Genomic DNA, 23,142 nt, shown 5'->3' with positions numbered 1-23,142 from the left:
CATCGAAGTGAGGCTTGGGGACGATGAGTCAGACGACGTGGCCCAGCCGGGGGTGGCTGTGACGGCTATCAGGGTGAGCGCTGACAGAGAGGCTAGCCAATGCCTTTTTCTGCTCGATGAGCTTGTCCGATTCTTCCGCATCTCGAACTGTGATTGGCGACCCATACTGCCATCTCCCTTGAAGGCTTGCATCTTTTCCGCGAGTGAGGGCTTAATCTACTCTCATGTATTACGGCTATCAAGGGTAGAAGTGGCCGTTGTGCTGCCAACCCAACGGCCGGGGCTCGGTAGTTATACCTGAGATGACCCCGGCGATGGATGAGCTAAGTACTGTGTCGGCCAACCTGCGAATGATCGGAAGCCTAGGACTTTAAGCTAGGGAAATCCGTGTCCTTATATTCGGTCCCGGCCACCTCGCCACCAGCAAAGCGCTGCTCTTCGGCCTGACGTAACTCCACGCGGCGAATCTTGCCCGAGATAGTCTTGGGCAACTGCGCAAATTCAATGCGCCGTACCCGTTTGAACGCCGAAAGATGCTCACGGCAATGCGCCAAAATCGACTCGGCCAACTCTGCTCCGGCCTCGAAGCTTGAGGTGGGAACGATATAAGCTTTTGGCACGCTCAAGCGCAATTCATCCGGCGCCGGAACTACGGCGGCCTCGGCCACCCCGGGGTGCTCGATCAACACGGACTCTAACTCAAACGGGCTGATCTTGTAGTCGCTGGACTTGAACACGTCATCAGCCCGGCCAACATAAGTCAGGACCCCGCGCTCATCACGTTCTGCAATATCACCGGTGTGATACACCCCGTTGCGCATTACTTCACTGGTCTTCTCGGGATTCTCGAAGTACCCCTTCATCAGCCCCAGCGGACGCACGTCGGTGAGCAAACATATTTCACCTAGGTCGCCGCGCTCGCCGGTGGCCGGATCGATCAACACGACCTCGTAGCCTGGCATCTCGCGTCCCATCGCCCCAATGGTCACTGGCTCGCCTGGTGGATTGGCGATCTGTACCGTGGTTTCAGTCTGGCCGAATCCGTCGCGAATGACCTGACCCCACGACCTGTGCACTTGGTCGATCACTTCAGCGTTCAGTGGCTCACCGGCGGACACCAGCTTTTGCGGAGCGTTTTTCAGTGCGCTCAAATCAGCCTGAATCAGCAGTCGCCACACGGTTGGCGGTGCGCAGAAACTGGTGACCTTTTCCTTGTCCATTTGGTCCATCAGTGCAATCGGATCAAAACGCTCGTAGTTGTAAAGGAAGACTGTGGCTTCGGCGATCCACGGGGCAAAGAGATTGGACCAGGCGTGCTTGGCCCAGCCCGGCGACGCCACGTTCAGGTGTACATCCCCAGGTTCAAGACCAATCCAGAACATTGTGCTCAGGTGCCCGACGGGATACGAAGTATGTGTGTGCTCTACGAGCTTGGCCTTAGAAGTGGTGCCTGAGGTGAAATAACGCAACAGCGTTTCATCTGCACGGGTAGGGGAGTCGAGCTGGAAGCTGGGCTCTGCTCGTTCTGACTGGGCGAAGTCCAAAATGCCTTCGGTAGCCGTGCCGCCAATCTGGATTAGCGTGTAGTCCCCGGGCACAGTGTCGAATTTTGCCATCTCAGATTCATTGGTGATCACCCAGCGAACGTGGCCGCGATCGATCCTGTCCGCCAGATCCGTCGGGGTTAATTGGGTGGTGCAGGGGATAAGGACCGCACCGAGCTTGATTCCGGCGAGCATGGACTCCCACAATTCCACCTGATTGCCGAGCATCACCGCAATGGTATCGCCGCGTGCTACCCCACAATCGCTGAGCCATCGTGCAACTTGTGTGGAGCGCGCGGAGAGTTCTGCCCAGGTGCGGCGAGTTGAGCTTCCATCACGTTCGGTGATGATCAGTGCTGGCGTCTGTGCGCGTTGTGGATCCTTGGCGACCTGATCAAACCAGTCGAAGCCGAAGTTAAACTCAGTAAATTCTGGCCAACTAAACTCGGCGCGTGCCCTGGTGTAATCGGTGCGCAGTTCAAGCAGTCGGTCACGGGCTGCACGGAATTCTTCGGTAACGCTCACAATAAAACCTTCTGTCGCTGGGAAGATCTACACCTCCGCAACGACACAAAGGACGATGTGAGGAGGGTCACTCGCTAATATACTTTGAAGTCCTAGTAATTGAAAGTGATCTTGCGTCAGAGTATTGATTCCACCGAGCGAGCATGTATTGAATAAATCATGAGCAAACAGCCCAGGGTCCTTGTGTGTGGACCGGCAAGTTGGAATCAGATTATTGAACTTGAGCGATTGCCCGATCCGCAGCCACAGCAACTTGTTGCCCGCAACGCGTGGCATACCGTGGGCGGAACCTCTGCTGGTAAAGCGTTGCACCTAAGTTCGCTCGGTGTTTCCACCGCACTCTTTGCTTCGATCGGTGAAGATCAGTCGGGGAACAAGCTTCGAGAAGTACTCGTATCTGCGGGCCTTGATCTTCATTTAGTACCCAGTGAAACCACTGAACAGCATGTCAATCTCATGTCCCAGGGGCAGCGCATTTCAATTTATGTTGCTACCCCGTCTGCTGCATCGAACGCTGACGTTGAGGCGGTGGTGGCTCGGATGAGCGAGGCTGACCTCGCGGTGATTGACCTCAGTGAACTTGGATTACGCCTCATCGAGCGCATGGGCAAGAGTGCGATACCACTGTGGGTTGATCTGCATGACTACGACGGCATGACAGAATTTCACCAGCCATTCCTTGGCGCGGCTGCCGTTGTTTTTATGAATGACGATGCGACTGATGACCCATGGGAACTATTGGGCACGTGCCTGAACCGCGGCCCCGAATTGGCCATTTGCACCCTCGGGCCACGAGGTGCGATGGCAATGGATCGTCATGGGCAACGCTGGAAGGTGGCCGCTCGCGAAGTGGCGGTGGTGGATACCAATGGTGCGGGTGATGCCTTCATGGCTGGCTTCCTGGCCGCATATTTGCGAGCCGAATCGGTGCAAGAGTGCTTGGAGGCTGCTTCCGATTCGGCCGCGGTGGCATTATCGAGCCGACACCTGCACCCCATTATTGAGAAATTGATTTAGGCGTCCTAAGCATCAATTGGAAAGGAAAAGTTCATTCATGCAAGCCTGCATGGGGTTGGTGTCGCGGAATGTTGTGCTCGAATCTGACTTGAGGCTTGTGGAAGTAGGATCAAAATGAATTCCCGCACTGCACGAGCAGTCCGGGAATTCAGATCTTATCGTTTATTGCAACCTTGTCATTGTTGACTTAGCCGCAAGGTTTCCAGGTTTTGCCGCCCGGGGCGTAGCAACGTGGTCCGTTGTAGTTCTTAGGGACCGAGGATTTTGGTGGCGTCTGTACCTTTGGCGTGGCACGTTTGGGCGCCACATATTTCGGCGTGGACGTTCTCGGTGTGAGCTTCTTGGGAGCCGCGTACTTTGGTGCCGCGGCTTTATGCCGGGCGGCCGCCTTTTGCTGTTCTGCGCGCTGCTCAGCGGCTCGTTCCTCCGCCTTGGCGAGTGCCTTCGCCCTTGCTGCAGCTTCGCGCTTCGCTTCTTCTTCAGCCTGCTTCTTCGCCTTGGCTTCGGCGGCCTTTTTCTTTTGCTCTTTCTCTTTGGCGGCCAGAGATTTCTGCTGACGGGTGTGCTGGGCTTCGACCTTCTTTGTTTCCGAGGTTAATTCGCTGAGCATCGTCACCGACTTCTTGAAGGTTGTCGCCAGAAGAATTGCGGTGACTGGATGTGTGTCAGCGGTGTTTGCTTCTAATGCTTTGCCCGTGGCGACCCCGGCCGCAACCGCTGCCGCTGCTAGTTCTGCTGAGGATGCGGCCTCTTGAGCTGTATCGGCCGCATCGGTCGGCACTTGTGCCAATTGGTCCACAGTGCCGGTCACTCGCGCCGGGATGGTGCATGAAATGTTAGTACTAAATAGCCCGGCGTTGTCGTCCTGCGCCGCCTGCTGTGCGTCTAATATTTCTTGGTAGTACTTCGTATTGGGCTCAAATTTGACGGCAACTCCCAAACCAGCGGCTGCAATTGACCGGTTGATAAACTCGTCGTCTTTGAATACCGCGGCCAAGGTTCGACCATAGCGGTCTTCGCGCTCGAGGTCATACTTCAGCTTGACCTTGTCCCCGGGCTTGAGCAGAGATTTAAGATGATCGGATGCTTCGGGGCCGAGGCATTCCACGGGCTTGTTGGGGTCGAGAGTCTCCGGGGTATCGATGTTCAGTAGACGGACACGTGTTTCATTGCCTGCGATCTGCATGTCAACGGTGTCGCCGTCGATAACGCGGGTGACTGTCCCGCGGTTGTCGGAATTCAGGTTACTGGCGTAGATAACTCCGCCAGTTGCCAGAGTTGCGACGAGAATTGTCGATACCCAAGCTGTAGTTGTCTTCACTTGTGGTGGTCCTTGCGGTGCGAATGATGGCCATCTGATGCTGAGGCCAATGGGTTGAGTGATTCCCATAGAATATCCAGCTTTATTGAAGACTCAAACTTATTCCGCGCACCAGTACTCCTCGCGGACGTTCGTAGTGGTGCCCGGTCTGTGGCCGTGCCGTTATTGCTCTAGCGCCACTCAGAACTAAAAGGTGTGACGAGCAGAGCATCGGAAATTACTTGAAGCATCAACTAAATCGGAGTACGGTGAAGATCAACAAGAACTACTGAACAGAAACAAGGGAGCGGTCATGACCATGCTCAAAGAAGACAAACTTGCAGCGGCAACGCATATGAACGCCGTACAGCTCAAAGTTGGCGACATGAAAATGATGAGCAACTACTACCAAAAAGCCTTGGGACTTGAAGTGCTCACCGAAACTGCCGAAGGTACTGTGCTGGGCCGCGGAACTCAGGAACTAGTTAACCTGCACAACGCTCCGGGCCTTCAGCTGCCATCGCGCAGCGAAGCCGGTCTGTTCCATACCGCACTGCTCTTTGACACACAGGCCGATCTAGCCGCCACCGTACTTTCTGCCGCACAATTTGATCAGAGCACGTTTGTCGGAAGCTCAGATCATTTGGTCTCCGAAGCGTTCTACTTCACCGATCCAGAAGGTAACGGTATTGAACTGTACTTCGATCGGCCACGCGAAGGCTGGACGTGGAAAAACGGCGAGGTAGCCATGGATACCATCTATCTGGATCCCAATGCCTACCTCAGCGCGCACCTAAGCGAACAGGCCATTGCCTCCCAGCGTTCAACTGCCGCCGATATTGGCCACGTGCACCTGCAGGTAGGCGATACAGCCACCGCCCGAGCGTTCTACGTCAACACCCTCGGCTTCGACGAGACCACCGCGCTCGGGGATCAAGCACTGTTCGTCTCAGCCGGCGGATATCACCACCATATGGCCATGAATGTGTGGAACTCCCGCGGCGCTGGCCCACGTAAAGACACCCTGGGCCTGGGCGAAGTGTTGATCAACGTTCCTACGCAAGAAGAGATCGGCAAACTCTCCGAGCGACTAAGCTTCGCCAAGGTAAACCATCACCACACCGGTGCAGAACTACGCTTCAATGATCCATGGAACAACCAACTGCACGTGGCAGTGGGCTAAATTACCGGGCTCAGTTCCAGGCTCTACTTCTGCGCGGCTAAGTACCCGGCGATCACCTTCGCGGTTAATGGATCGGTTCGTAGGGGAGTCAGGCCCCCTTCTTCGCGGCCCTGGAGAACTTGGGTTGCGAAGACCTGGGGGTGATTGACCTCAAATCGGGTCAGATCCTCCGGGGCGAACTCCCACCAAGCCGAGTCCTGTAGGGCTTGGACGATCTGCGGATCGAACCGGTCTTTGATCTTCTGCGCCGGCAACCCGCCCACCACGGTATACGGGGCGACATCTTTGGTAACCACCGAGTTAGAGGCGATCACCGCCCCGTCGCCAATCGTGATGCCATGACCCAGGCTGACCTTTTCGCCGATCCACACGTCGTTGCCGATCGTGATCGCTCCCTGTTTGTAGTCGAACGAGGTGCTTTCAAGTTGTACGCCGCGGTCGTGAGAGTAGGTGTCGGCCAGCAGCCGCTGGTTGTAAAACACCGGGCTGGTGGAGGCCCACTCAAGCGGGTGACGAGCACCCATCACGCTCATGCCCTTGGCGATCGAGGTGTAACGCCCCACGCTAATCGACCTGTGCAACTTCGAATGTGTATAAGAAAATTCGCCCATGCGTGGCAGTGCCGTACCCGAGGTACCCCAAAAGGTGGTGTAGGGGTATAGCTCTAGGTCTTTCTCATAGCTCACCTGTGTGGTGGGCGCGTAGCTGGCCCCGGACTTTTCCACGCTATCTACGCCACGTCCGGCCAGCAAGATTCGGTACCGACCGAGCAAGGGTTGCAGATCGGACATCGCAATTTTCATCGCTTTGAGCTCAACTCCTTACTGTTCTGGCTTAAAAGAAAGATTATTGTGGCTGGTGAAGTACGGTAGCACCCGCGAATTCTCCACGCCCAAACGCTTCATCCCCAGACTGCCTGCCACCGAGAAGCGCAAGAACACGTCGGTGGGGTTCTGTTCACCGCGCGCAGCATGAACCCCAGCCTGATCGATCGCAAACAGCGCCCGCGGTCCAGCAACCTCACTGGCCGGATAAACTTTCACCTCGCGCTGATCACGACGGTCCAAAATCACCAGTTCGAACTTCGCGCCACGCGGGACCTGGGCCCCATGATTGACCTCGATGGACAAGGCCCCGTGATCGAGGAACTCTACGGACTTTAGCTGCGCCGAAAATTCGGGCAATTGCGCACGGGGACCTAGCTGCTTGAGCTTGGCTGTAATGTTCATGGTTTCCTCCCACTGCGAGAGCACATCTCGCGCAGTGTACTGATGGGCAAAATCTTTGGCGTTGGCACTGAGCCGTGCTGCCAACTGCGGGTCGCGCATTATCTGTTCGGTGCGATCGGCCATGGCCTGGATATCGCCGCGGGCGACCAAAAAACCATTCACGCCATTCTCGATGCTGTCGCTGGGGCCAAAGTTGATGTCGAAGGACACCGGGATGCATCCCTGGCTTTGAGCTTCGAGCAACACCAGTGCCTGCCCCTCATTACTCGAGGTAAAAAGCTGGATGGTGCTACTGGCAAAAAGTTGTGGCAACTGATCGGAGAACCCGTGGAAGATCACCGCATCACCCACGCCGAGTTCGTCGGTCAATTCTTCAAGGTTCTTGCGTTGCGACCCATCTCCGAGAACATTAAGCACCGGGTTCAATCCGCGCTTAACCAGTTCGGCTACCACCTTGATCGCTGCCGCGACATTCTTATTGGTGGTCAGCGATCCGGCGGCGATCAGCTGGTTTGGTTGGCGTGCTGGAGCATCTGGTCCACCGGCCAGGTCGTCCAGGGCGCTGGTTTTGATCGGATTGGGGATCACAAAGGTGTTTTGCTCATCTCCAAAGCGGCGGTTATAGCTGTGCCGCTGCGCCTCGGTCAGGAACACAAACCCGTCCCAATTATGGCGTTGTTCAATCACCGGAGCATGTGGCTCGGAGAGTTTACCGGTGATCAGGCTTTCGCCCTTAGCCACGTGCACACTGTGGAAGGCATAGAGTTTGGGCACGATCGAAGTTTTCCAGTTTCCAAGCTTCGCCGCGGTGAATTTACTGTCTACGACCACTAAGGTTTTCTCACGATCTACCAGCTGGTTCAACCAATGCCGGTAGAAGGCAGGCGCACTAGCAAAACGTGCGGCAATTTTCCCGTCACGATCGAGGACTTCGATGATCCGCCGGTTTTTTCCGGCCGTGTCGGCAAAGCGAGTATCGATCAAAAAGGTACTGCCATCCTTGCGCAAAAATCGGGTCTGCGTAGTGGCATGATCGGGTCCAGCGGTGCTGCGTTGGCTCAACGCTAGGTGTGGCTCATCGGGGTAGTACTCGGTGCGTTGTAGCGCAAAATTCTGCTCTGCTGGCTCGGCCTTGCGCGCTGGCACCACGTCCTGCGGGGCGATCTCATGCTGCGCCAAATAGAAATACGGATTCAGCACCTGCACCTTCGGATCCAACTTGCCGCGTTGAATCAAATATTCGACGGTTTCTGGCAGCTGCGGGTCATTATTGAAGGTCACGATGAACGAGCGGCCGTATCGCTGAGCAAAAAGCCCCGCACGTTGTGTGCACACCGTAGTCATGCCCCCAAATTCACGTTCAAGCTTCCACGTGACCATGTAGGCATCTAGTTCATCGCTGGGCAAACTCACTGCGGTATTCCTCCGGTCGATCTGCAACTTCTGCCAAACGCCGGCACCCCGCAGGCCACCAGCGTATCCACGTTGTACTCTACCGTCGCCCAACTTCTGCGCCCGGCGTTTTGGCCACCTGGTCAGCAACCTGCCACCGCCCAAACAGCGACCATACAGCAACCATCGATTTCGCACCGCTTATGCACAGTCAGGATTTTCCTGCGTTCGAACCACGTGGGTGCCACGCATGATGACACCATGAGCATTCATCAGTTGGCCTCCACCCTGGCCGCACTACGTGCCAGCCTCGCCGGGAATTTTCCCCGTGGGGCTACCGTAGTGCTGCTAGAAATCATGGCCGCCTGCCTCACCTTGCTGCTCTCGCTCTCACAGCAGCTACGCGCCAGCACCGACCCACGCATCGCCGCGGCCCACGCGCAACTGATCGAAAGCTTGTTCCGCTACACCCTGCGCGAACAACTTCACTGCGCCATCCAGCTGGAATCTACCGGCGCCCACCTTTTAACCGATGACGATCTAAGAGCCCTGCGCACGGGCATCACCGACTTCTCCCGGCCCGCCCAACAGCACACCGGCCGTGCTCACTACCTGAACACGGCAGATTTCACGGCCAACTGGTTGAAATTGAACCCACACGAAGCCCTGACCCGAGTCGCCGACGCCCATCTTCTGATCGCCCGTCGCACCATGGATGGCACCACCATCGCCCCGCGTCTGGCCAAACTTGCTGACCTGTTTCTCCGCGACGATGAGCTCGATCCTCGCTTGGTCGCCCGCGCTGTGCGCACCCTAGATAGTTTTGAACCGACGGACAGGTGTTTTCAAGGCGAACCGATGGCACCCACCGCCCGCCACGAAGACGGCCAACTATTAGAGGATCACGCGGTGACCCTGCTGGCTGAACCAGACCGCGCCACCCGAGAAACCCTGGTCAACAAATTTCTGAGCGCCGAGCGCACAGCCCGCAAGAGCACCAAAGTCCCAGACTGTGGACTGTTCTGGCAAGGCGAGGTAGGGGAGCGGGACATCTATAAGCTGGTGGTTGGTGGCAGTCAGCGTGAAGAGCTGCGCTCCCACACCGCGCAGAGTGATAATCCGCGCACCGATGCCGGCAAGTCCGCACGCACTGCTTCTTCCGCAGATTCTTCCGCAGATTCTTCCGCTGACTCTTCCGCGGGCACCAATCCCCATGCCGACCACGCCAGGAGCACCGAGAACACCGACAACGCCAACACGGCCCAAAACAACGCCGCCGCGGACACGTCAAAAGAAGATTCGCCCCATGACACCGACGAACTGTTCAGCAGCAACGAACCGATGCCACCCTGGGCCCAAGACCCACACAAACAGTCGCACCAAGAGGCTTCTCACGACTCGGACCAACCATTGTTCGACGATGAAGAACAAGCCCACAAGGTTGTTAATCCCCATTTGGGTATTCCCGGCGACGCTCACGTTTCGGTGCCTCAACGCCGGTTGAACGCACTGATCGCGGCCCTGAAGAATACCGCTGCGGGCAACACAAACAAGACGGTCACTCCCAAGGTTGTCATCCACATCAACCTCGAGTCCCTGACGGACCTGAAAAACCCGGACCGACTCACCTCCATCACAGAACACGGACTGAAACTAGGCCCGGCCGACACCAGCCAGCTGGTCTGCCAAGGCGAAATTTTCAGGGTGATCTTCGGCCCCAACTCACAACCGTTGGACGTCGGACGATCACAACGGTTCTTCACCGAGGCGATGAAGCGCGCCATTTTTGCTCGCGATCGAGGTTGCATCGTCCCGGGCTGTACTGCACCGGTGGAAATGCTCGAGTACCACCACAACGACTGGTGGGAAAACGGTGGTGGCACGAGCGTTCACAACGGCAGTTGTCTGTGCCGCGCCCATCACCACGCCGTTCACGCCGGACTGCTCAAACTTGTCATAGTGAACTCGCTGGCCCACATCGTGCTGCCCAAACATCTTGACCCGCAGCAAACTCCGCAACGAAACCGTCTGAACCTCGTTGCCTCGTAACCACCAGTAGCCACGCGAAGCCTCATAGTCACGTTTGGCACCGTAACGCCACCTGCGGAGGAAGCCGCGAGAAACTTACCCCTCGAACAACCCCTGGCCCAAATATTCACCCTCGCGAACACCCGGCGGGATCGCAAACAACCCAGAACTGGTATTGCGCAGGTATTCGGTCATTGCGTCATTCGCGCTCATGGCTTGCTGGATCGGGACAAAGTGGGTGCGCACATCGTTCATGAACGCGATGAAAAACAGCCCGGCGTCTAGTCGTCCCAATCCGTCCGATCCGTCCGTGTAGTTAAATCCGCGACGCAGCATGCGCGCACCTCCGTGAGTGCTGGGATGCACCACCGCCATATGCGAGTCTTTGGGGATAATCGGTCCGGCACTGCCGGCCATCGCAAAATCTGGCGTCGTAAACTCATCGCCGCCGGATAGCGGAGCCCCGGTACCCTTGAGGCGACCCACCAGATTCTCTTGTTCGCCCAAGGTAGAACGATCCCAAGTTTCAATGTGCATGCGAATCCGGCGGGTCACCATGTAACTTCCGCCCACCAGCCAAGGCTGATCGGTGCCACCGGTGCCCACCCACACATGTTTATCCAGGTCCTCGGCTTCTTCGGCGAGGATGTTATTCGTCCCGTCCTTAAAGCCGAACAGGTTGCGTGGGGTACTTTGCACCGTGCTGGTTTTGGAGGTGCGCCCAAAGCCAATCTGCGACCACCGCACGTTCGCGGTGCCAAACGCCAATCGGGCCAGATTGCGGATGGCATGCACCGCCACTTGCGGATCATCGGCGCAGGCCTGAACAATCAGATCGCCGTTGCTGCGTTGCTCCTCAATCATGTCCCCACGGAAATGCGGTAACTCGATCAACGCCGCAGGCAGCTTTCCTTCCAACCCGAAACGCGACTTCCCGTCCTTACTAAAGAGCGTGCGACCAAAGCCGACGGTCACGCTCAGCCGCGATGCCGAGAGCCCGATCGCCTCACCGGTATCTTCAGGCGGAGCGTCGTAAGAACCATCTAGCGCACCGGTTTGTCCCACGGGCGCACCTTGCATCATCTGCGCTATGGCACTGGTCCACACTTTGAGAAGTTCGATCAGCTCCGCACGCGTTTCAGCTTGCACGTCAAAGGCTGCGGTGTGCATCCTGTCCTGGGCCTCGGTGACGATGCCAGATTGGTGCTCACCATAAAACCCCACCTGATCTTCGAGCGCTGCTACCTGATTGGTCTGGGCGTAAGCCTTGTGGCCCAAGGCTCCCAAGGCGATTCCGGCTCCGCCGATTCCCATTGATGACAGGAGGAATCGACGGTTGATCTTGGCTCCAGCGCCAGCCTCAGCACCCGTCTGATCATTTCGTTCATCTACCATGGGACGTTTACTTCACTACCGCAGCGGTCAGCTTGGATAACGGTTCGCTCAACGCGTCCACGCCTGAAGCAAGCTCCTTGACCTGAGCATCACTCAACTCCTGGTAGTACACAAAACCATCACCCATACGATAAGCATCAAGTTGCTTCTGCAACGCAGCAAACTTCTTCTTCAATTGCTCATCCAGGGCGCTATCGCTCTCGGCCAACAGCGGCTGCAGGTCCTGATAGGCGATCTTCGCGCCCTCAACGTTGGCCTGGAAATCCCACAGGTCCGTGTGCGAGAACGTCTCCTCCTCACCGGTCACCTTACCCGTGGCGACTTCGTCGAGCAGCGACTTGGCGCCGTTTGCCAATTGATCGGTAGTGAACTGCAATTTCTGCGTCCGATCGTAGAGTTCCTTGGTGTTCTTCACCATGCCCTCGGCGATCTTGGTGCGTTCGGCCTTGCTCATTTTGTCTTTGCCAGTGGCCGCCCAGAGGTCTTTTTCTGCGCGGTGCCACCCGGTGAACTCATCACCCTTTTCTAGGTCGGCTTCGCGGGCATCCAAAATCGGGTCCAAGTCTCCAAAGGACTCAGCCACTGGTTCAATCCGCTCCCAGTGCATGCGAGTGGGCGCGTACAGGCTCTTGGCCAGCTGCTCATCTCCAGCCGCAAACGCGTCAGCAAATTTCTCGGTTCCCCGCACCAGCTGCTCAGTCTGGTCCTTGACATAGGCCGCGTACTGATCGGTTGCCGTTTTCTGTAGGGACGCGCGGTCTGCTGAGACTTCTGTCCCGTCGCCGCCCTCGTTGATGGCGAAATCAGCGCGTATGCCGTCGCCGACCATGCCTGGCTTGCAGGCGGTGAAGTACTTGCCCGCCGGTGCCATCACCACCAAGTCGCGGCTCACGCCCGGGCCGATGTTTTCCACTTCGCCGACGATCCGCTGCCCGTCTTCTGCCAGCAGGTAGAACTCGGTGACCGCGGAGCCTTCGTTTTTCACGTTAAACTTCAGGGTCCCACCGTCAGCTGAATTGCTGGACACCTTGCATGCCTCAGCGGTACTGACCACCGAAATCGACCCATCGGAGGTAGCCGCCGCGTTATTGTCCGTGCATCCGCTCAGTGCCAGCGCGCCGAGAGTGAGAATGGTGGAGGAGGCAAAAATCTTGTTCATGACAAACCTGTTCCTGTCTGGAGTAAAAGAGTTTGAGGTCAAAGGGAGAAGAATAATTTAGGAGCGCGCCATCTCGGGACGAGCAAATGCCTTGCGCAAATAAAGGAACATCACCGGCACCACGTAAGCTACCCAAACCACAGCTTCGAGCCAGGTGGTTGCGGGGGAGAAATTGAAGACGCCCTTGAGTATCGTGCCGAGCACCGAACCTGGAGCCACCACATGCGAAACATCGAATGCCAGGTGATGCAGCCCTGGCAGAATTCCTGCCTCTTGTAAATCGTGAACGCCATAAGCCAGCACACCGCCGGCAACGATCACTAAAATTACACCGGTCACCGAGAAGAATTTAGAGAGGCTGATTTTCAGCACTCCGCGGTTCAGTAAAATTCCCAGGACCACGGCGGTGATGATGCCCAAGAATGCTCCAAGCAGCGGTTGCCAGGTTTCCCCGGTGGCCCGAGCCGCCGCCCAGAGGAACAGCGCCGTCTCCAGTCCTTCGCGGCCAACCGATAGCGCTCCGACCAGAACTAGTCCCACCATAGATCCTTCAGCCACGCGATCTACCTGGGATTTCAGGTCACTATTAAGCGTTTTGGAAGCTGAGGCCATCCAGAAAATCATCCAGGTCACTAACCCCACGGCGAAAATCGATAGGCTACCGCCGATCATCTCCTGAGCTTCAAAGGTCAACCCCTTGGGCCCGAAGGTCAACAGCGCCCCAAACCCGAGCGAGACCAGCACCGCGCACAGGATGCCAACCCAAATCCGTGGCAGTAGATGACGGCGACCGCTCTTGGTGAGGTACGCGATGAGCAGTACGACGATGAGCACTGCTTCAAGACCTTCGCGCAGGCCAATCAGATAATTTCCGATCATGGGGTTCGACTTTCACAGATCCGCGTTCCGCGAGACGGATGCCGATCGCGGGTTCTGAAGCCGGCCAATCTCAGATGCCAGATGATTCACACGGTCAACGAAAAATAAGGTTAGCCTAAACACACGTCGGCTAAAAACACTCAAGTGGTTATGGGACTTATTTAGTTTTCTCCACTATTTCAGGCCAGAATCCGCAGCGCGACAAGAACAATCGAGCAATAGTAAAGAGCTCCATGAGCTATTTTTCGGTCACTCACACAAATCGGCTACGGTGTAGGTACGCTCTTCGCGCCGTATCAGTTCTGGACCAGAAAGATGCTGCAGTGGATCGCGCCAGCGGCGTGATGAACCTCATGACTCCAATGCGACGCGCGTGCAAATTAGAGTTGGCCAGCGTGCCCGCTCTCTGGCATAATTGCAGGGTACTCGATTTGATTCGGCCCCTCTCTCCGCGTCAAGTCCTGTCCCTTTTAGAGTTTGATCAGTAAGGCCTGCCCCACAGGTGCTAAACATTGAGCTCGACCATGTTGAGAAACAGGAGTGACCACTACAGTGGCCGTTAAAATTCGTCTGAAGCGCTTCGGTAAGATGCGCGCACCTTTCTACCGCGTTGTTGTCATGGACTCCCGCGCTAAGCGCGATGGCCGTGCCATCGAGGAGATCGGTAAGTACCACCCAACCGAGAACCCATCGGTTATCGAGATCGATTCGGATCGTGCACAGTACTGGCTGTCCGTTGGCGCTCAGCCAACCGAGCAGGTACACGCACTGCTGAAGATCACCGGTGACTGGCAGAAGTTCAAGGGCATCGATGGCCAGGAAGGCACCTACAAGGTTGCCGAGCCTAAGCCAGAGTTCGTTGCTCCTGACAAGGGTTCTGTGATCCTGCCAGAGGCAATCACCAAGAAGGCTGAAAAGCCAGCTGCTGAAGAGGCAGAGGCCGAAGCTACCGAGGCTGAGTAACAGTGCTCGTTGACGCGCTCGACCATATGGTTCGCGGCATCGTCGAGGAACCGGAAGACGTCAAGGTCGCCTTGAAGTCCACCCGCCGCGGCGATTTGCTCGAAGTTCGGGTCAACCCTGAAGATCTCGGTCGTGTGATCGGACGTCAGGGTCGCACCGCACGAGCACTGCGCACCGTCATGGCAGCGCTGGCCAAAGAGTCGGTTCGTGTTGATGTAATCGACACCGACCGTCGCCGCGGCTAAGCCACTGCAGCTGACCTTTAGTTGGCATCATTTCGAAAGGAGTTTCCGTCCTACTTGCGACGGAAACTCCTTTCGTGTTTCACCCCCAATAAGCCCCACCAAGCGATATCACGCCGGCCCACCCCGGAACAGCAGAAAGAGCAGCAGACTATGCGATTGCAGGTTGCCCGCATCGGCAAGCCCCACGGCATCCGTGGCGAAGTCACCGTTCAGGTCCAGACCGATAATCCCGAAGAGCGCTTCACTCCCGGCACTGAAATTATCGTGGTTGACGGCCCGGTCAAAACCCTCACGGTGAAGAACGCCCGCTGGAACAAGACCATTCTGCTGCTCTCCTTCAAAGAGATCGCCGACCGCAACCAGGCCGAAACCCTGCGTGGCGCGCGTCTGGAAATCGACGTGTCTGACGCGCCGGAAGACGATTCCGACGAGTGGTACGAGCACGAGTTGCTGGATCTGAAGGTCATGCTCGATGGTCAGCAGGTCGGTATCATCACCGGTCTTCGCACCAACCCTGCCCAGGATCTGCTGGTTTTTGAGGACAACGAAGGTGAGGAAATCTACCTGCCCTTCGTTGATGAATTCGTTCCCGAAATCGATCCTGAAGCTGGCATCGTTCGTATCACCCCACCTGCAGGCTTGCTCACCTTGAACACCGCCGACGACGAGCAGGAAGAGCGCTAAACCCATGCGTCTAGATGTCATCTCGATCTTCCCTGAGTACCTGCAGCCACTCTCGCTCTCGCTGATCGGCCGCGCCGCTCAAGACGGTATCTTGGATCTAAATCTGACCAACCTGCGCGACTTCACCGAAGACAAGCACCGCAAGGTCGACGACACCCCGTACGGCGGGGGAGCCGGTATGGTCATGATGCCCGAGCCGTGGGGGCAAGCCCTCGACTCGGTACGTCCTGCCAACGCCACCGGCCCCAAGCCAACTTTGATCGTCCCTTCACCAGCTGGCACAGTTTTTAATCAACAAATGGCCTACGACCTGGCCGAAGAAGAGCACCTGGTCTTCGCCTGCGGTCGGTATGAAGGTATCGATGAACGCGTGATGGACTACGCGCACGAGAACTTCAACGTCATCCCGGTCTCCATCGGCGACTATGTGCTTAATGGGGGAGAAGTAGCGGTGATGGTCATGGTGGAAGCCATCGCCCGCCTGATCCCCGGGGTGATCGGCAACCCAGAATCATTGGTTGAGGAATCTCATTCCGACGTACTGCTCGAATACCCGGTCTACACCAAGCCCGCCTCCTGGCGCGGCCGCGACGTGCCCGAGGTGTTGCTCGGTGGCAACCATCAACGCGCGGGACGTTTCCGCCGCGACGAGCAGATTAAGCGGACCGCCGCCCGACGCCCGGATTTGATAGAGCAGCTCGACGTGCAATCGCTGAATCGCAAGGACCGCGACGCGCTGTGGCACAACGGTTTTGCAGTGGTCGACGGGGTCATCACCCCGAAGGCACAGCTTGACTGGGCCACCGGCGCGGGAACCGAGGCGCAAACTGCCACCGCAGTTGACCCGGAATCGGCCAGCTGAATCGAGCTAAGAGGCCAACATCACGACCCGAACAATTCCGGCAGACTCGCGTGAGCTAGTTAGATACGGCATAATTGTTTCTTGGTGTGTTTTTGTCTGGCTCCTGCCGCAGGGGGAAGACCGGATTAAAAAGAACCACCGCATCGATTGCTAGAGCCAATCGGTGGTAAACGTTCCGGGGAGTTCGCTTTGGCCTTTGGCCGGCGAAGAACCCCGCTACGAGGATTCGGTGACCTGCGGCATTGATCCTAGGAGATGCACCATGCATATTCTTGACTCTGTTGATTCAGCTTCGTTGCGTTCAGACGTTCCTGCTTTCGGTCCTGGCGACACCCTGAAGGTGCACGTCAACATCATCGAAGGTAAGAACTCGCGTGTTCAGGTATTCCAGGGCTACGTTCTTGGCCGCCAGGGCGAAGGTGTTCGCGAAACCTTCACCGTCCGCAAGGTTTCCTTCGGTACCGGTGTTGAGCGTACCTTCCCAGTACACTCCCCAATCATCGACAAGATTGAGGTTGTGTCCAAGGGCGACGTACGCCGTGCCAAGCTGTACTACATGCGTGATCGTCACGGTAAGGCTGCTCGCATCCGCGAGAAGCGTGACTTCAACACTAAGAAGTAATCTGCGTTCCTTGATGAACCAGACTGCACGCGTTCAGCGAGCAACTTTGAAGCGCCGGGCCCTTTCTTGGGTCTGGCGCTTCGCCGTACTCGCCATCATCCTTGGCCTGCTAGCCACTATTATTTTCCGTGCGAACGTGATCGACCTGTTCCATATCGACTCCAATTCGATGCAGCCTACGATCAATCCGGGTCAAAGCATCGCCGTCGACCGCCGCGCCTACAAGCACTCCGATCCGCAACGCGGGGATGTCATAGTCTTCGACGGTCGCGGCTCGTTCCTGCCCTATGCCAAAGCGAGTTTCGCCGACGATCTGCTCGGCGCACTGAGCTTGACCGACACCGGCAGCAAATACGTTAAGCGTGTCATCGGCGTGGGTGGAGACACTGTTGAATGCAAAGGCACCCCATGCCATGTCACGGTCAACGGCCAACCCGTTGATGAGCCCTACCTCTTTGACGGCGACGCACCCAGCGAACAGGCCTTCTCGGTGCAGGTTCCTGAAGGGAGACTATGGGTGATGGGCGATCATCGATCCACCTCTAAAGACTCTCGCTCCTTACTTGGCGCCAGCGGTGGCGGCATGATCAGTATTGAGCGCGTCACCGGAAAAGCTACCAACATTATCTGGCCACTAGACCAGCGATCGGCGATCCACTGAGCGCGAATGATGCAAGGGCAGTAGAACCAGCCAAGTGGCGCTAGGTGACGAGAAAACTCGTCATCTAGCGCCACTTTTTTCATTTTGCATGTATTTTTCGGAAATCTTTTGCTCGCACACCCGAACCTGTGTGTTTGGTATGCGTTTTTTACCCTACCGTACAGGTCACATTCAGCTGACTAGGCGCTAGAAAGAGTACTCCAATCTTAAACTAATTGAGTAACGATGCGAGATGTGACGTAGTCGAATTTAAGCCACACCATCTGACTAGGTGTTTTCCGATTCAAGATTTATATTTTTGGTGGATTCCGGGTTGAAAACCGCGCGCAAGTGCCGCTATTGTTTCATTTTGGTAACAACACCTGTGCTTAGAGGTGTGCCCTGAGGTAGGGGCCGCGCTAGCACTCGCACCAAAAATGTGGGAGAAGCATTAATGCCAAATCCAAATAAGAAGACTGCGCAACGAGGCCTTGTTGCTGCAGCCGCTACCGCTTTGGTAGTTGGCAGTAGCTTCATGCCGGCCGTCGCAGCGCCAGAGGCGAGCAGCTCAGCTTCGCCGTCCTCTTCGCCAAATCTCAGCGCATCGGCCTCACCATCAGCCACGAACACCGCGGTCGACACCGAAGGCTTGGATAAGGCCGTCGAGCGCGACCTCGGAAAGACTGTCGAGGAATTCGTCGAAGAAGGCAAGTCCAACGAGGCCGCATCGAAGGTCCGTGACGAGCTGAAGTCGAAGGGCGTCGAAGCCACCGCATCCGTCAAGGATGGCAAGGCCGAGATTACCGTCGAGAAGAAAGATGCCAGCAAAGCCAAGGAAGTTATCAAGGCCTCTGCTGCTCCGGCACCTATCGTACTTACCGAAGTTGATTCTTCGGTGAAGACGGTAGACAAGGTCTACACCGAACTGCTGGCTAATATCGAACCATCCGAAATTAAGCGCATCACCGCGATCCTTCGAACCAACGACGGTTTGAAGATCTACGCGAAGGACTTCGATAAGAAGGAATCAAAAGCCGAGCTGAAGTCCAAGTCTGCTGGTTCATCTTCTGACAAACTCACCATCGAACAATTCGTCGGTGAAGCCACCCACGTTGAGGGCGAAGTCAGCTCGGGTACAGCCAAGACTTCTGCTGCTGAAGACGTCTATGGTGCGTTGGGCTATGCAATGGACCCATCGGGGCAACCTAGCCAGAAATCCACGGTCTGCTCGCTTGGTTTTAACGCATGGAATGCCGACGGCGGTGACGCAGTTATTTCTGCCGGGCACTGCACCAGTGATGGAACCACTAAGATTCTCGGACTAGCCGAGCAATCGACTCCAGGCCAGTCCCCAACCTTGGGATTGAAACTGGGAACCTTTGGGTTTAGCCAGTTTGGTGGTCCAAACAACGCAGGATTCACTCCAGAAGAGCTGAACTCAATGACTGACGAAGAGTTCAACGCTATCAAGCCAGGTACTGATATTTCTGTCATCGACGATATCAATCCAGCTTTGAACCTGCACCCAGCAGTTTCTAAGTGGGCCAATGGCAAAGAGCCTCGCGACGAGGTATTCAACGTGACTGGAACTTCCAAGGCAGTTGTTGGTTCTGAAGTTTGCTCTTCGGGACGTACCACGGGTTGGAGCTGCGCCACGATTTTCGGTGAAGGTGTCTTCTTCGTTGGTGGCGCTAATGGAACCGTTCGCCCCGTGCAAGGTTTCGCTAGTGATAACGCAGGACAGTCTGTGCTCGATCAGGGTGACTCCGGCGGATCGGCCCTCATTGGTAGCAACGCAGTAGGTATCAATTCTGCTAACTCTGCAGGCGATGATGGTGTCGAAAATACTTCCGATGATATCGCCATGTTCACTTCGCTGAGCGATGTCTTCGATAAGGGATACATTGCCGGATATGCAGTGAAGTTGTTCATCAACGCACCAACTCTAACTACCGAAAATGGCGCCGAGGTTGAACCAGGAGATTCAGTTTCCGGTAACGTCAAGGACGTTGCTAGCGGAACCAAGGTTGATGTCATCGTTGATGGCAAGGTCGTGGATACCGTAACTGTTGATGCCAAGGGTAACTTCAAGTTCAGTGCGCCAGATAAGGAAGGGACTTACTCCTTCACTTTGCAGGCACATAAGGGCTTCGACAAGTCAGCAGCAACTGAGGGTAACGTAGTCGTCGTGGCTCCAGCGCCTACTCCTACGCCAACTGAGCCTACCGAGCCAACTGAGCCTACCGAGCCGACTGAGCCAACTGAGCCTACCGAGCCGACTCAGCCAACTGAGCCTACCGAGCCAACTGAGCCGACTCAGCCAACTGAGCCTACCGAGCCGACTGAGCCTACCGAGCCGACTCAGCCAACTGAGCCTACGGAACCGACTCAGCCAACTGAGCCTACTGAGGAGCCTAGCGAGTCGGCAACCCCTTCGGAAGAACCTTCCGAGAGCGAGAAGTCCGAGGACCCAACTCCAACCGAAACCGAAGAGTCCTCCGAAGCACCACAGGATGACAACTCGGAAGAGCCAACCAAGTCCGCAACGCCAAAGGAAACTCCTAAGAACGAGGATCCACTGGCTGACACCGGATCGAGCAGCGCTCCGTTGATCGCTGCAGGTGGCGCACTGGCCCTGGCCGGCGCGATGTTCCTCCTGCTACGTCGCGGCAATCGTCGCCACGGCTAGAGAATGAACCACTAGCAGGTTCTCGTAACCGCTAAAAATGTCCCGCTACTTCATCATTGGTAGCGGGACATTTTTAGTTGATGTACATGTGATTCACCGAATGCTTTACGAAAAGCGCGTTAACCTGAACCTAGACGGGTCGCGGTGACGCGAAGATACTGAGGTAGAAAAATGAACTTCAACACAAGGACTTCCCGTACGCCGCTGGCACTGGCGTCGACGGCGCTGATGGCGAGCCTACTCCTTTCCGGTTGCGGCCAGGAAGCGGATCCGGGCACCAAGGAATCCTCCAGTGCTGAATCCAGCGCATCTTCTCAACCTTCCCAGAGCGCAAGCGAGAAAACTGTGGACCAAAATGCACTGCTGGAGACCAACGATAAGCTCTCCGAAGAATTGGGCGATGCCTATGTCCAGGGTTGGATTGAGGACGGAAAGCTACACGTCTCAACCACTGATGAAGCGCAGAAGAACACCATCGAACAGGCCGGCGCGGTCAGTCACGTGGTCGACTTCAGTCGTGAAGAACTGCGCGAAGCGATCAATAAAATCATGCGCTGGCAGGGACAACAACAAAACCCAATCAACAGTGCGATCCATGCCTACATGCTCAACCCCGAAACCGGTGGCATCACGCTGTCCGTCGACAAAGGACAGCTAGACAAAGTTAAAGAGTTGATCGCTGCGGATAAACCCATCGGCGATATCCCGATCGACTATAAGGGCAGTAGCGGAATCTTGTCGCCGGCAGCCACACAATAATGCGCAGAGAATCCGCCTAATGGCGCATTAACGGCCAGTCTCCCACGGGGGCTGGCCGTTCAAGCGTGAATAAGGCAACTGGCCGTGACGGTCCAATGACTAGACGGACCTATTGGGGCACGTAAGATGGTGGATGTTACGCGAAAATGGAAGGTACCAATCAAACTGTGAGCGCCGCACCAGCTGAAAATCCCCGCGAACCGGGACCGGTATACAAGTTATGGCGCTTCGCCCGCGAAATCGTCATCATCGTAGTGATCGCACTGCTGCTCTCGTTTGTGATCAAGACCTTCTTCTTCCGCGCCTATTACATTCCGTCGGGCTCCATGGAACATACTTTGGAGGTCAACGACAGGATCTTCGCCAATCTGATGGTCCCCGGCCCCTTTGAGCTTGAGCGTGGCGACGTGGTGGTCTTCCGCGATGACTTGGGATGGCTGCCACCGCTTGAACAAGCACCTTCCGCCTTCCAAAATGTTCTTTCCTTCGTTGGTATCCTGCCTGCTGCTGACGAACAGTACCTCGTCAAACGCCTCATCGGCATGCCGGGGGACACTGTTGAATACGACGCTGCCGTCGGCAAGTTGAAAGTCAATGGGGAAGCGATTGACGAGCCCTACATTTACAGTGGCAATAAGCCCTCTGATATGGAATTCTCCGTCACGGTGCCTGAAGGAAAAATTTGGGTGATGGGCGATCATCGTGCTGCCAGTGCTGACTCGCGCTTCCACACGGACATCCAGGGTGGTTTTGTCGACATGGATTCGGTCGCCGGGCGCGCGTCGATTATCTCCTGGCCTGTCTCGCGTTGGGGCACCGTGGATTCGCACGAAGAAGTCTTCGCCAACGTTCCCGCACCGACGGCCAAATAGCGTGCCAGCAGCCAAAACTCAGGCGAAAAATCAGCCCACCACGCTCGAACATGAACGCGCCTTAGCCGCACATCACGGGGCACGTTTCATCGGCGCGGTCGACGAGGTGGGGCGCGGTGCGCTAGCCGGGCCGATCACCGTAGGGATGAGCGTGATCGACATTCACACGGTGACCGAATTCCCTCAGCTTCGTGACTCCAAACTGCTCCGCCCAGAAGTCAGAGTTCAATTGGTGCCACAGGTGCACGAATGGGTCGTGGGCTACGGTGTGGGGCACGCTTCGGCGCAGGAAATCGATGAACTTGGTGTCACCGCTGCGCTGCGACTAGCTGGCACCCGCGCGGCAGCGGCCAGCGCGGTGGCGCCAGAAGCGATCCTGCTCGATGGCAGCTATGACTGGCTCACCGCACCAGAGGCTGACCTCTTTGACCTTTTAGCCGACGATCGAGAGTCGGTGGGATTGCATGTACCGGTGAAGACCATCATCAAGGGCGACATGATCTGCCAAGCAATCGCCGCGGCTTCCATCCTGGCCAAGGTCGAGCGTGATCAGATTATGGTCGAGTTGGCCGGTGAACATCCAAGCTTCGGCTGGGAGATCAACAAGGGTTATGCCACCGCTGCCCATCGTGCGGCGATCGAGCACCAAGGACCCTGCGACTACCATCGTAAGAGTTGGAACTTGACTTCGCAGGCCAATACGGCCCAAGGTGAAGCCACAACAAAGAAAGCAAAGTGATGGCTGGCGACGACCTGGAAAATTACGAGTCCGATATGGAACTACAGCTGTACCGCGAGTACAAAACCGTGGTGGGGCTCTTTAATTATGTGGTTGAAACCGAGCGACGCTTCTATCTGGCCAATCAGGTGGACGTGAAAACCCTGAGCAATGCCGGCGAGGTGTACTTCGAATTGACCCTTACCGACGCATGGGTGTGGGATATTTACCGGCAGGGCCGCTTTGTGAAGGCGGTTAAGGTGCTCACCTTCAAGGACGTCAACGTCGAAGAGCTGAACCGTGACGAGATTGAGATCCCCAAAGAGGGCATCGACTCCTAATCACGCTGTGCCGCTGCTGTGAGTAATCCACAGTTCGCTCCCGTGTTCCCAGATCCGTACCCGATCGCCTGCAAGATGTTTGAACCAAGAGTTCGA

Annotated in this window: 21 protein-coding genes; 14 read left to right on the top strand and 7 right to left on the bottom strand. The window is 56.4% G+C overall.

The genetic code is table 11. The features are described 5' to 3' along the window. Positions 1 to 362 precede the first annotated feature (362 nt). A complete protein-coding gene (locus FJV47_RS04455; RefSeq protein ID WP_159610432.1) occupies positions 363 to 2,069 on the bottom strand; it encodes an AMP-binding protein in 1,707 nt (568 codons plus the stop codon). Between the two features lie 159 nt (positions 2,070 to 2,228). Between FJV47_RS04455 and FJV47_RS04450 the strand changes: the two genes are divergently transcribed. Beyond that, complete coding sequence (locus FJV47_RS04450) at positions 2,229 to 3,086, top strand: carbohydrate kinase family protein (RefSeq protein WP_159610430.1); 858 nt, start codon at positions 2,229 to 2,231, stop codon at positions 3,084 to 3,086. Between the two features lie 187 nt (positions 3,087 to 3,273). Here FJV47_RS04450 and FJV47_RS04445 read toward each other — a convergent pair whose 3' ends face one another. Beyond that, positions 3,274 to 4,407: a thermonuclease family protein gene (locus FJV47_RS04445; protein WP_159610428.1), complete on the bottom strand. Its 1,134-nt coding sequence runs from the start codon at positions 4,405 to 4,407 to the stop codon at positions 3,274 to 3,276. A 292-nt stretch (positions 4,408 to 4,699) separates the two neighbouring features. Here FJV47_RS04445 and FJV47_RS04440 point away from each other — a divergent pair, with 292 nt between their 5' ends. After that, complete coding sequence (locus FJV47_RS04440; protein ID WP_159610426.1) at positions 4,700 to 5,569, top strand: VOC family protein; 870 nt, start codon at positions 4,700 to 4,702, stop codon at positions 5,567 to 5,569. A 23-nt stretch (positions 5,570 to 5,592) separates the two neighbouring features. On the opposite strand, the gene FJV47_RS04435 is transcribed toward FJV47_RS04440, so the two are convergent. Continuing rightward, a complete protein-coding gene (locus FJV47_RS04435) occupies positions 5,593 to 6,372 on the bottom strand; it encodes a CatB-related O-acetyltransferase (protein ID WP_159610424.1) in 780 nt (259 codons plus the stop codon). Positions 6,373 to 6,390: 18 nt separating this feature from the next. Continuing rightward, positions 6,391 to 8,211 carry a glycosyltransferase gene (locus FJV47_RS04430; RefSeq protein WP_159610422.1) on the bottom strand — a complete coding sequence of 607 codons (1,821 nt, stop codon included), beginning with the start codon at positions 8,209 to 8,211 and terminating at the stop codon, positions 6,391 to 6,393. 240 nt (positions 8,212 to 8,451) lie between these two features. Here FJV47_RS04430 and FJV47_RS04425 point away from each other — a divergent pair, with 240 nt between their 5' ends. Beyond that, complete coding sequence (locus FJV47_RS04425) at positions 8,452 to 10,239, top strand: HNH endonuclease signature motif containing protein (RefSeq protein WP_159610421.1); 1,788 nt, start codon at positions 8,452 to 8,454, stop codon at positions 10,237 to 10,239. Between the two features lie 75 nt (positions 10,240 to 10,314). Here FJV47_RS04425 and efeB read toward each other — a convergent pair whose 3' ends face one another. The 3 genes from efeB to efeU are packed head-to-tail and all read right to left on the bottom strand — an operon-like array spanning position 10,315 to position 13,651. Then, positions 10,315 to 11,613, bottom strand: a complete 1,299-nt coding sequence (gene efeB, locus FJV47_RS04420) for an iron uptake transporter deferrochelatase/peroxidase subunit (protein ID WP_159610419.1) — start codon at positions 11,611 to 11,613, stop codon at positions 10,315 to 10,317. Positions 11,614 to 11,620: 7 nt separating this feature from the next. Further along, entirely contained in the window at positions 11,621 to 12,772 is a 1,152-nt protein-coding gene (gene efeO / locus FJV47_RS04415; RefSeq protein ID WP_159610417.1) for an iron uptake system protein EfeO, read from the bottom strand. A gap of 57 nt (positions 12,773 to 12,829) precedes the next feature. After that, complete coding sequence (efeU, locus tag FJV47_RS04410) at positions 12,830 to 13,651, bottom strand: iron uptake transporter permease EfeU (RefSeq protein WP_159610415.1); 822 nt, start codon at positions 13,649 to 13,651, stop codon at positions 12,830 to 12,832. Positions 13,652 to 14,203: 552 nt separating this feature from the next. Between efeU and rpsP the strand changes: the two genes are divergently transcribed. The 11 genes from rpsP (at position 14,204) to FJV47_RS04355 (ending at position 23,046) form a co-directional block, all read left to right on the top strand. Then, the gene (rpsP, locus tag FJV47_RS04405) at positions 14,204 to 14,614 is read left to right on the top strand and encodes a 30S ribosomal protein S16 (RefSeq protein ID WP_159610413.1); all 411 of its coding nucleotides are present in this window, start codon (positions 14,204 to 14,206) and stop codon (positions 14,612 to 14,614) included. 2 nt (positions 14,615 to 14,616) lie between these two features. Next, positions 14,617 to 14,859, top strand: coding sequence for an RNA-binding protein (locus tag FJV47_RS04400; protein ID WP_022876627.1), 243 nt, complete (start codon positions 14,617 to 14,619; stop codon positions 14,857 to 14,859). 150 nt (positions 14,860 to 15,009) lie between these two features. After that, positions 15,010 to 15,543 carry a ribosome maturation factor RimM gene (rimM, locus tag FJV47_RS04395; protein ID WP_159610411.1) on the top strand — a complete coding sequence of 178 codons (534 nt, stop codon included), beginning with the start codon at positions 15,010 to 15,012 and terminating at the stop codon, positions 15,541 to 15,543. A gap of 4 nt (positions 15,544 to 15,547) precedes the next feature. Beyond that, on the top strand, positions 15,548 to 16,405 hold the full coding sequence (gene trmD / locus FJV47_RS04390) for a tRNA (guanosine(37)-N1)-methyltransferase TrmD (protein WP_159610409.1): 858 nt from the start codon (positions 15,548 to 15,550) through the stop codon (positions 16,403 to 16,405). A gap of 262 nt (positions 16,406 to 16,667) precedes the next feature. Continuing rightward, on the top strand, positions 16,668 to 17,027 hold the full coding sequence (gene rplS / locus FJV47_RS04385) for a 50S ribosomal protein L19 (protein WP_159610407.1): 360 nt from the start codon (positions 16,668 to 16,670) through the stop codon (positions 17,025 to 17,027). Positions 17,028 to 17,040: 13 nt separating this feature from the next. Continuing rightward, entirely contained in the window at positions 17,041 to 17,688 is a 648-nt protein-coding gene (lepB, locus tag FJV47_RS04380) for a signal peptidase I (protein WP_159610405.1), read from the top strand. A gap of 433 nt (positions 17,689 to 18,121) precedes the next feature. Then, complete coding sequence (locus FJV47_RS16415) at positions 18,122 to 20,356, top strand: S1 family peptidase (protein ID WP_200831942.1); 2,235 nt, start codon at positions 18,122 to 18,124, stop codon at positions 20,354 to 20,356. Positions 20,357 to 20,527: 171 nt separating this feature from the next. Then, on the top strand, positions 20,528 to 21,115 hold the full coding sequence (locus FJV47_RS04370; protein ID WP_159610403.1) for a hypothetical protein: 588 nt from the start codon (positions 20,528 to 20,530) through the stop codon (positions 21,113 to 21,115). Between the two features lie 167 nt (positions 21,116 to 21,282). Beyond that, the gene (gene lepB / locus FJV47_RS04365; RefSeq protein WP_235026338.1) at positions 21,283 to 21,987 is read left to right on the top strand and encodes a signal peptidase I; all 705 of its coding nucleotides are present in this window, start codon (positions 21,283 to 21,285) and stop codon (positions 21,985 to 21,987) included. Position 21,988: 1 nt separating this feature from the next. Next, positions 21,989 to 22,726 carry a ribonuclease HII gene (locus FJV47_RS04360; RefSeq protein ID WP_159610399.1) on the top strand — a complete coding sequence of 246 codons (738 nt, stop codon included), beginning with the start codon at positions 21,989 to 21,991 and terminating at the stop codon, positions 22,724 to 22,726. Next, positions 22,726 to 23,046 (top strand): DUF2469 domain-containing protein, encoded by a 321-nt coding sequence (locus tag FJV47_RS04355; protein WP_159610397.1) that lies wholly within the window; start codon positions 22,726 to 22,728, stop codon positions 23,044 to 23,046. The genes FJV47_RS04360 and FJV47_RS04355 overlap by 1 nt, the downstream gene beginning before the upstream one ends. The last annotated feature ends 96 nt before the right edge of the window (positions 23,047 to 23,142 follow it).

This window comes from Glutamicibacter sp. JC586 (assembly GCF_009805585.1).
Lineage (GTDB): Bacteria > Actinomycetota > Actinomycetes > Actinomycetales > Micrococcaceae > Glutamicibacter.
Note: the sequence above shows the minus strand (reverse complement) of the source record. Positions and strands in the feature narration are given on the sequence as shown.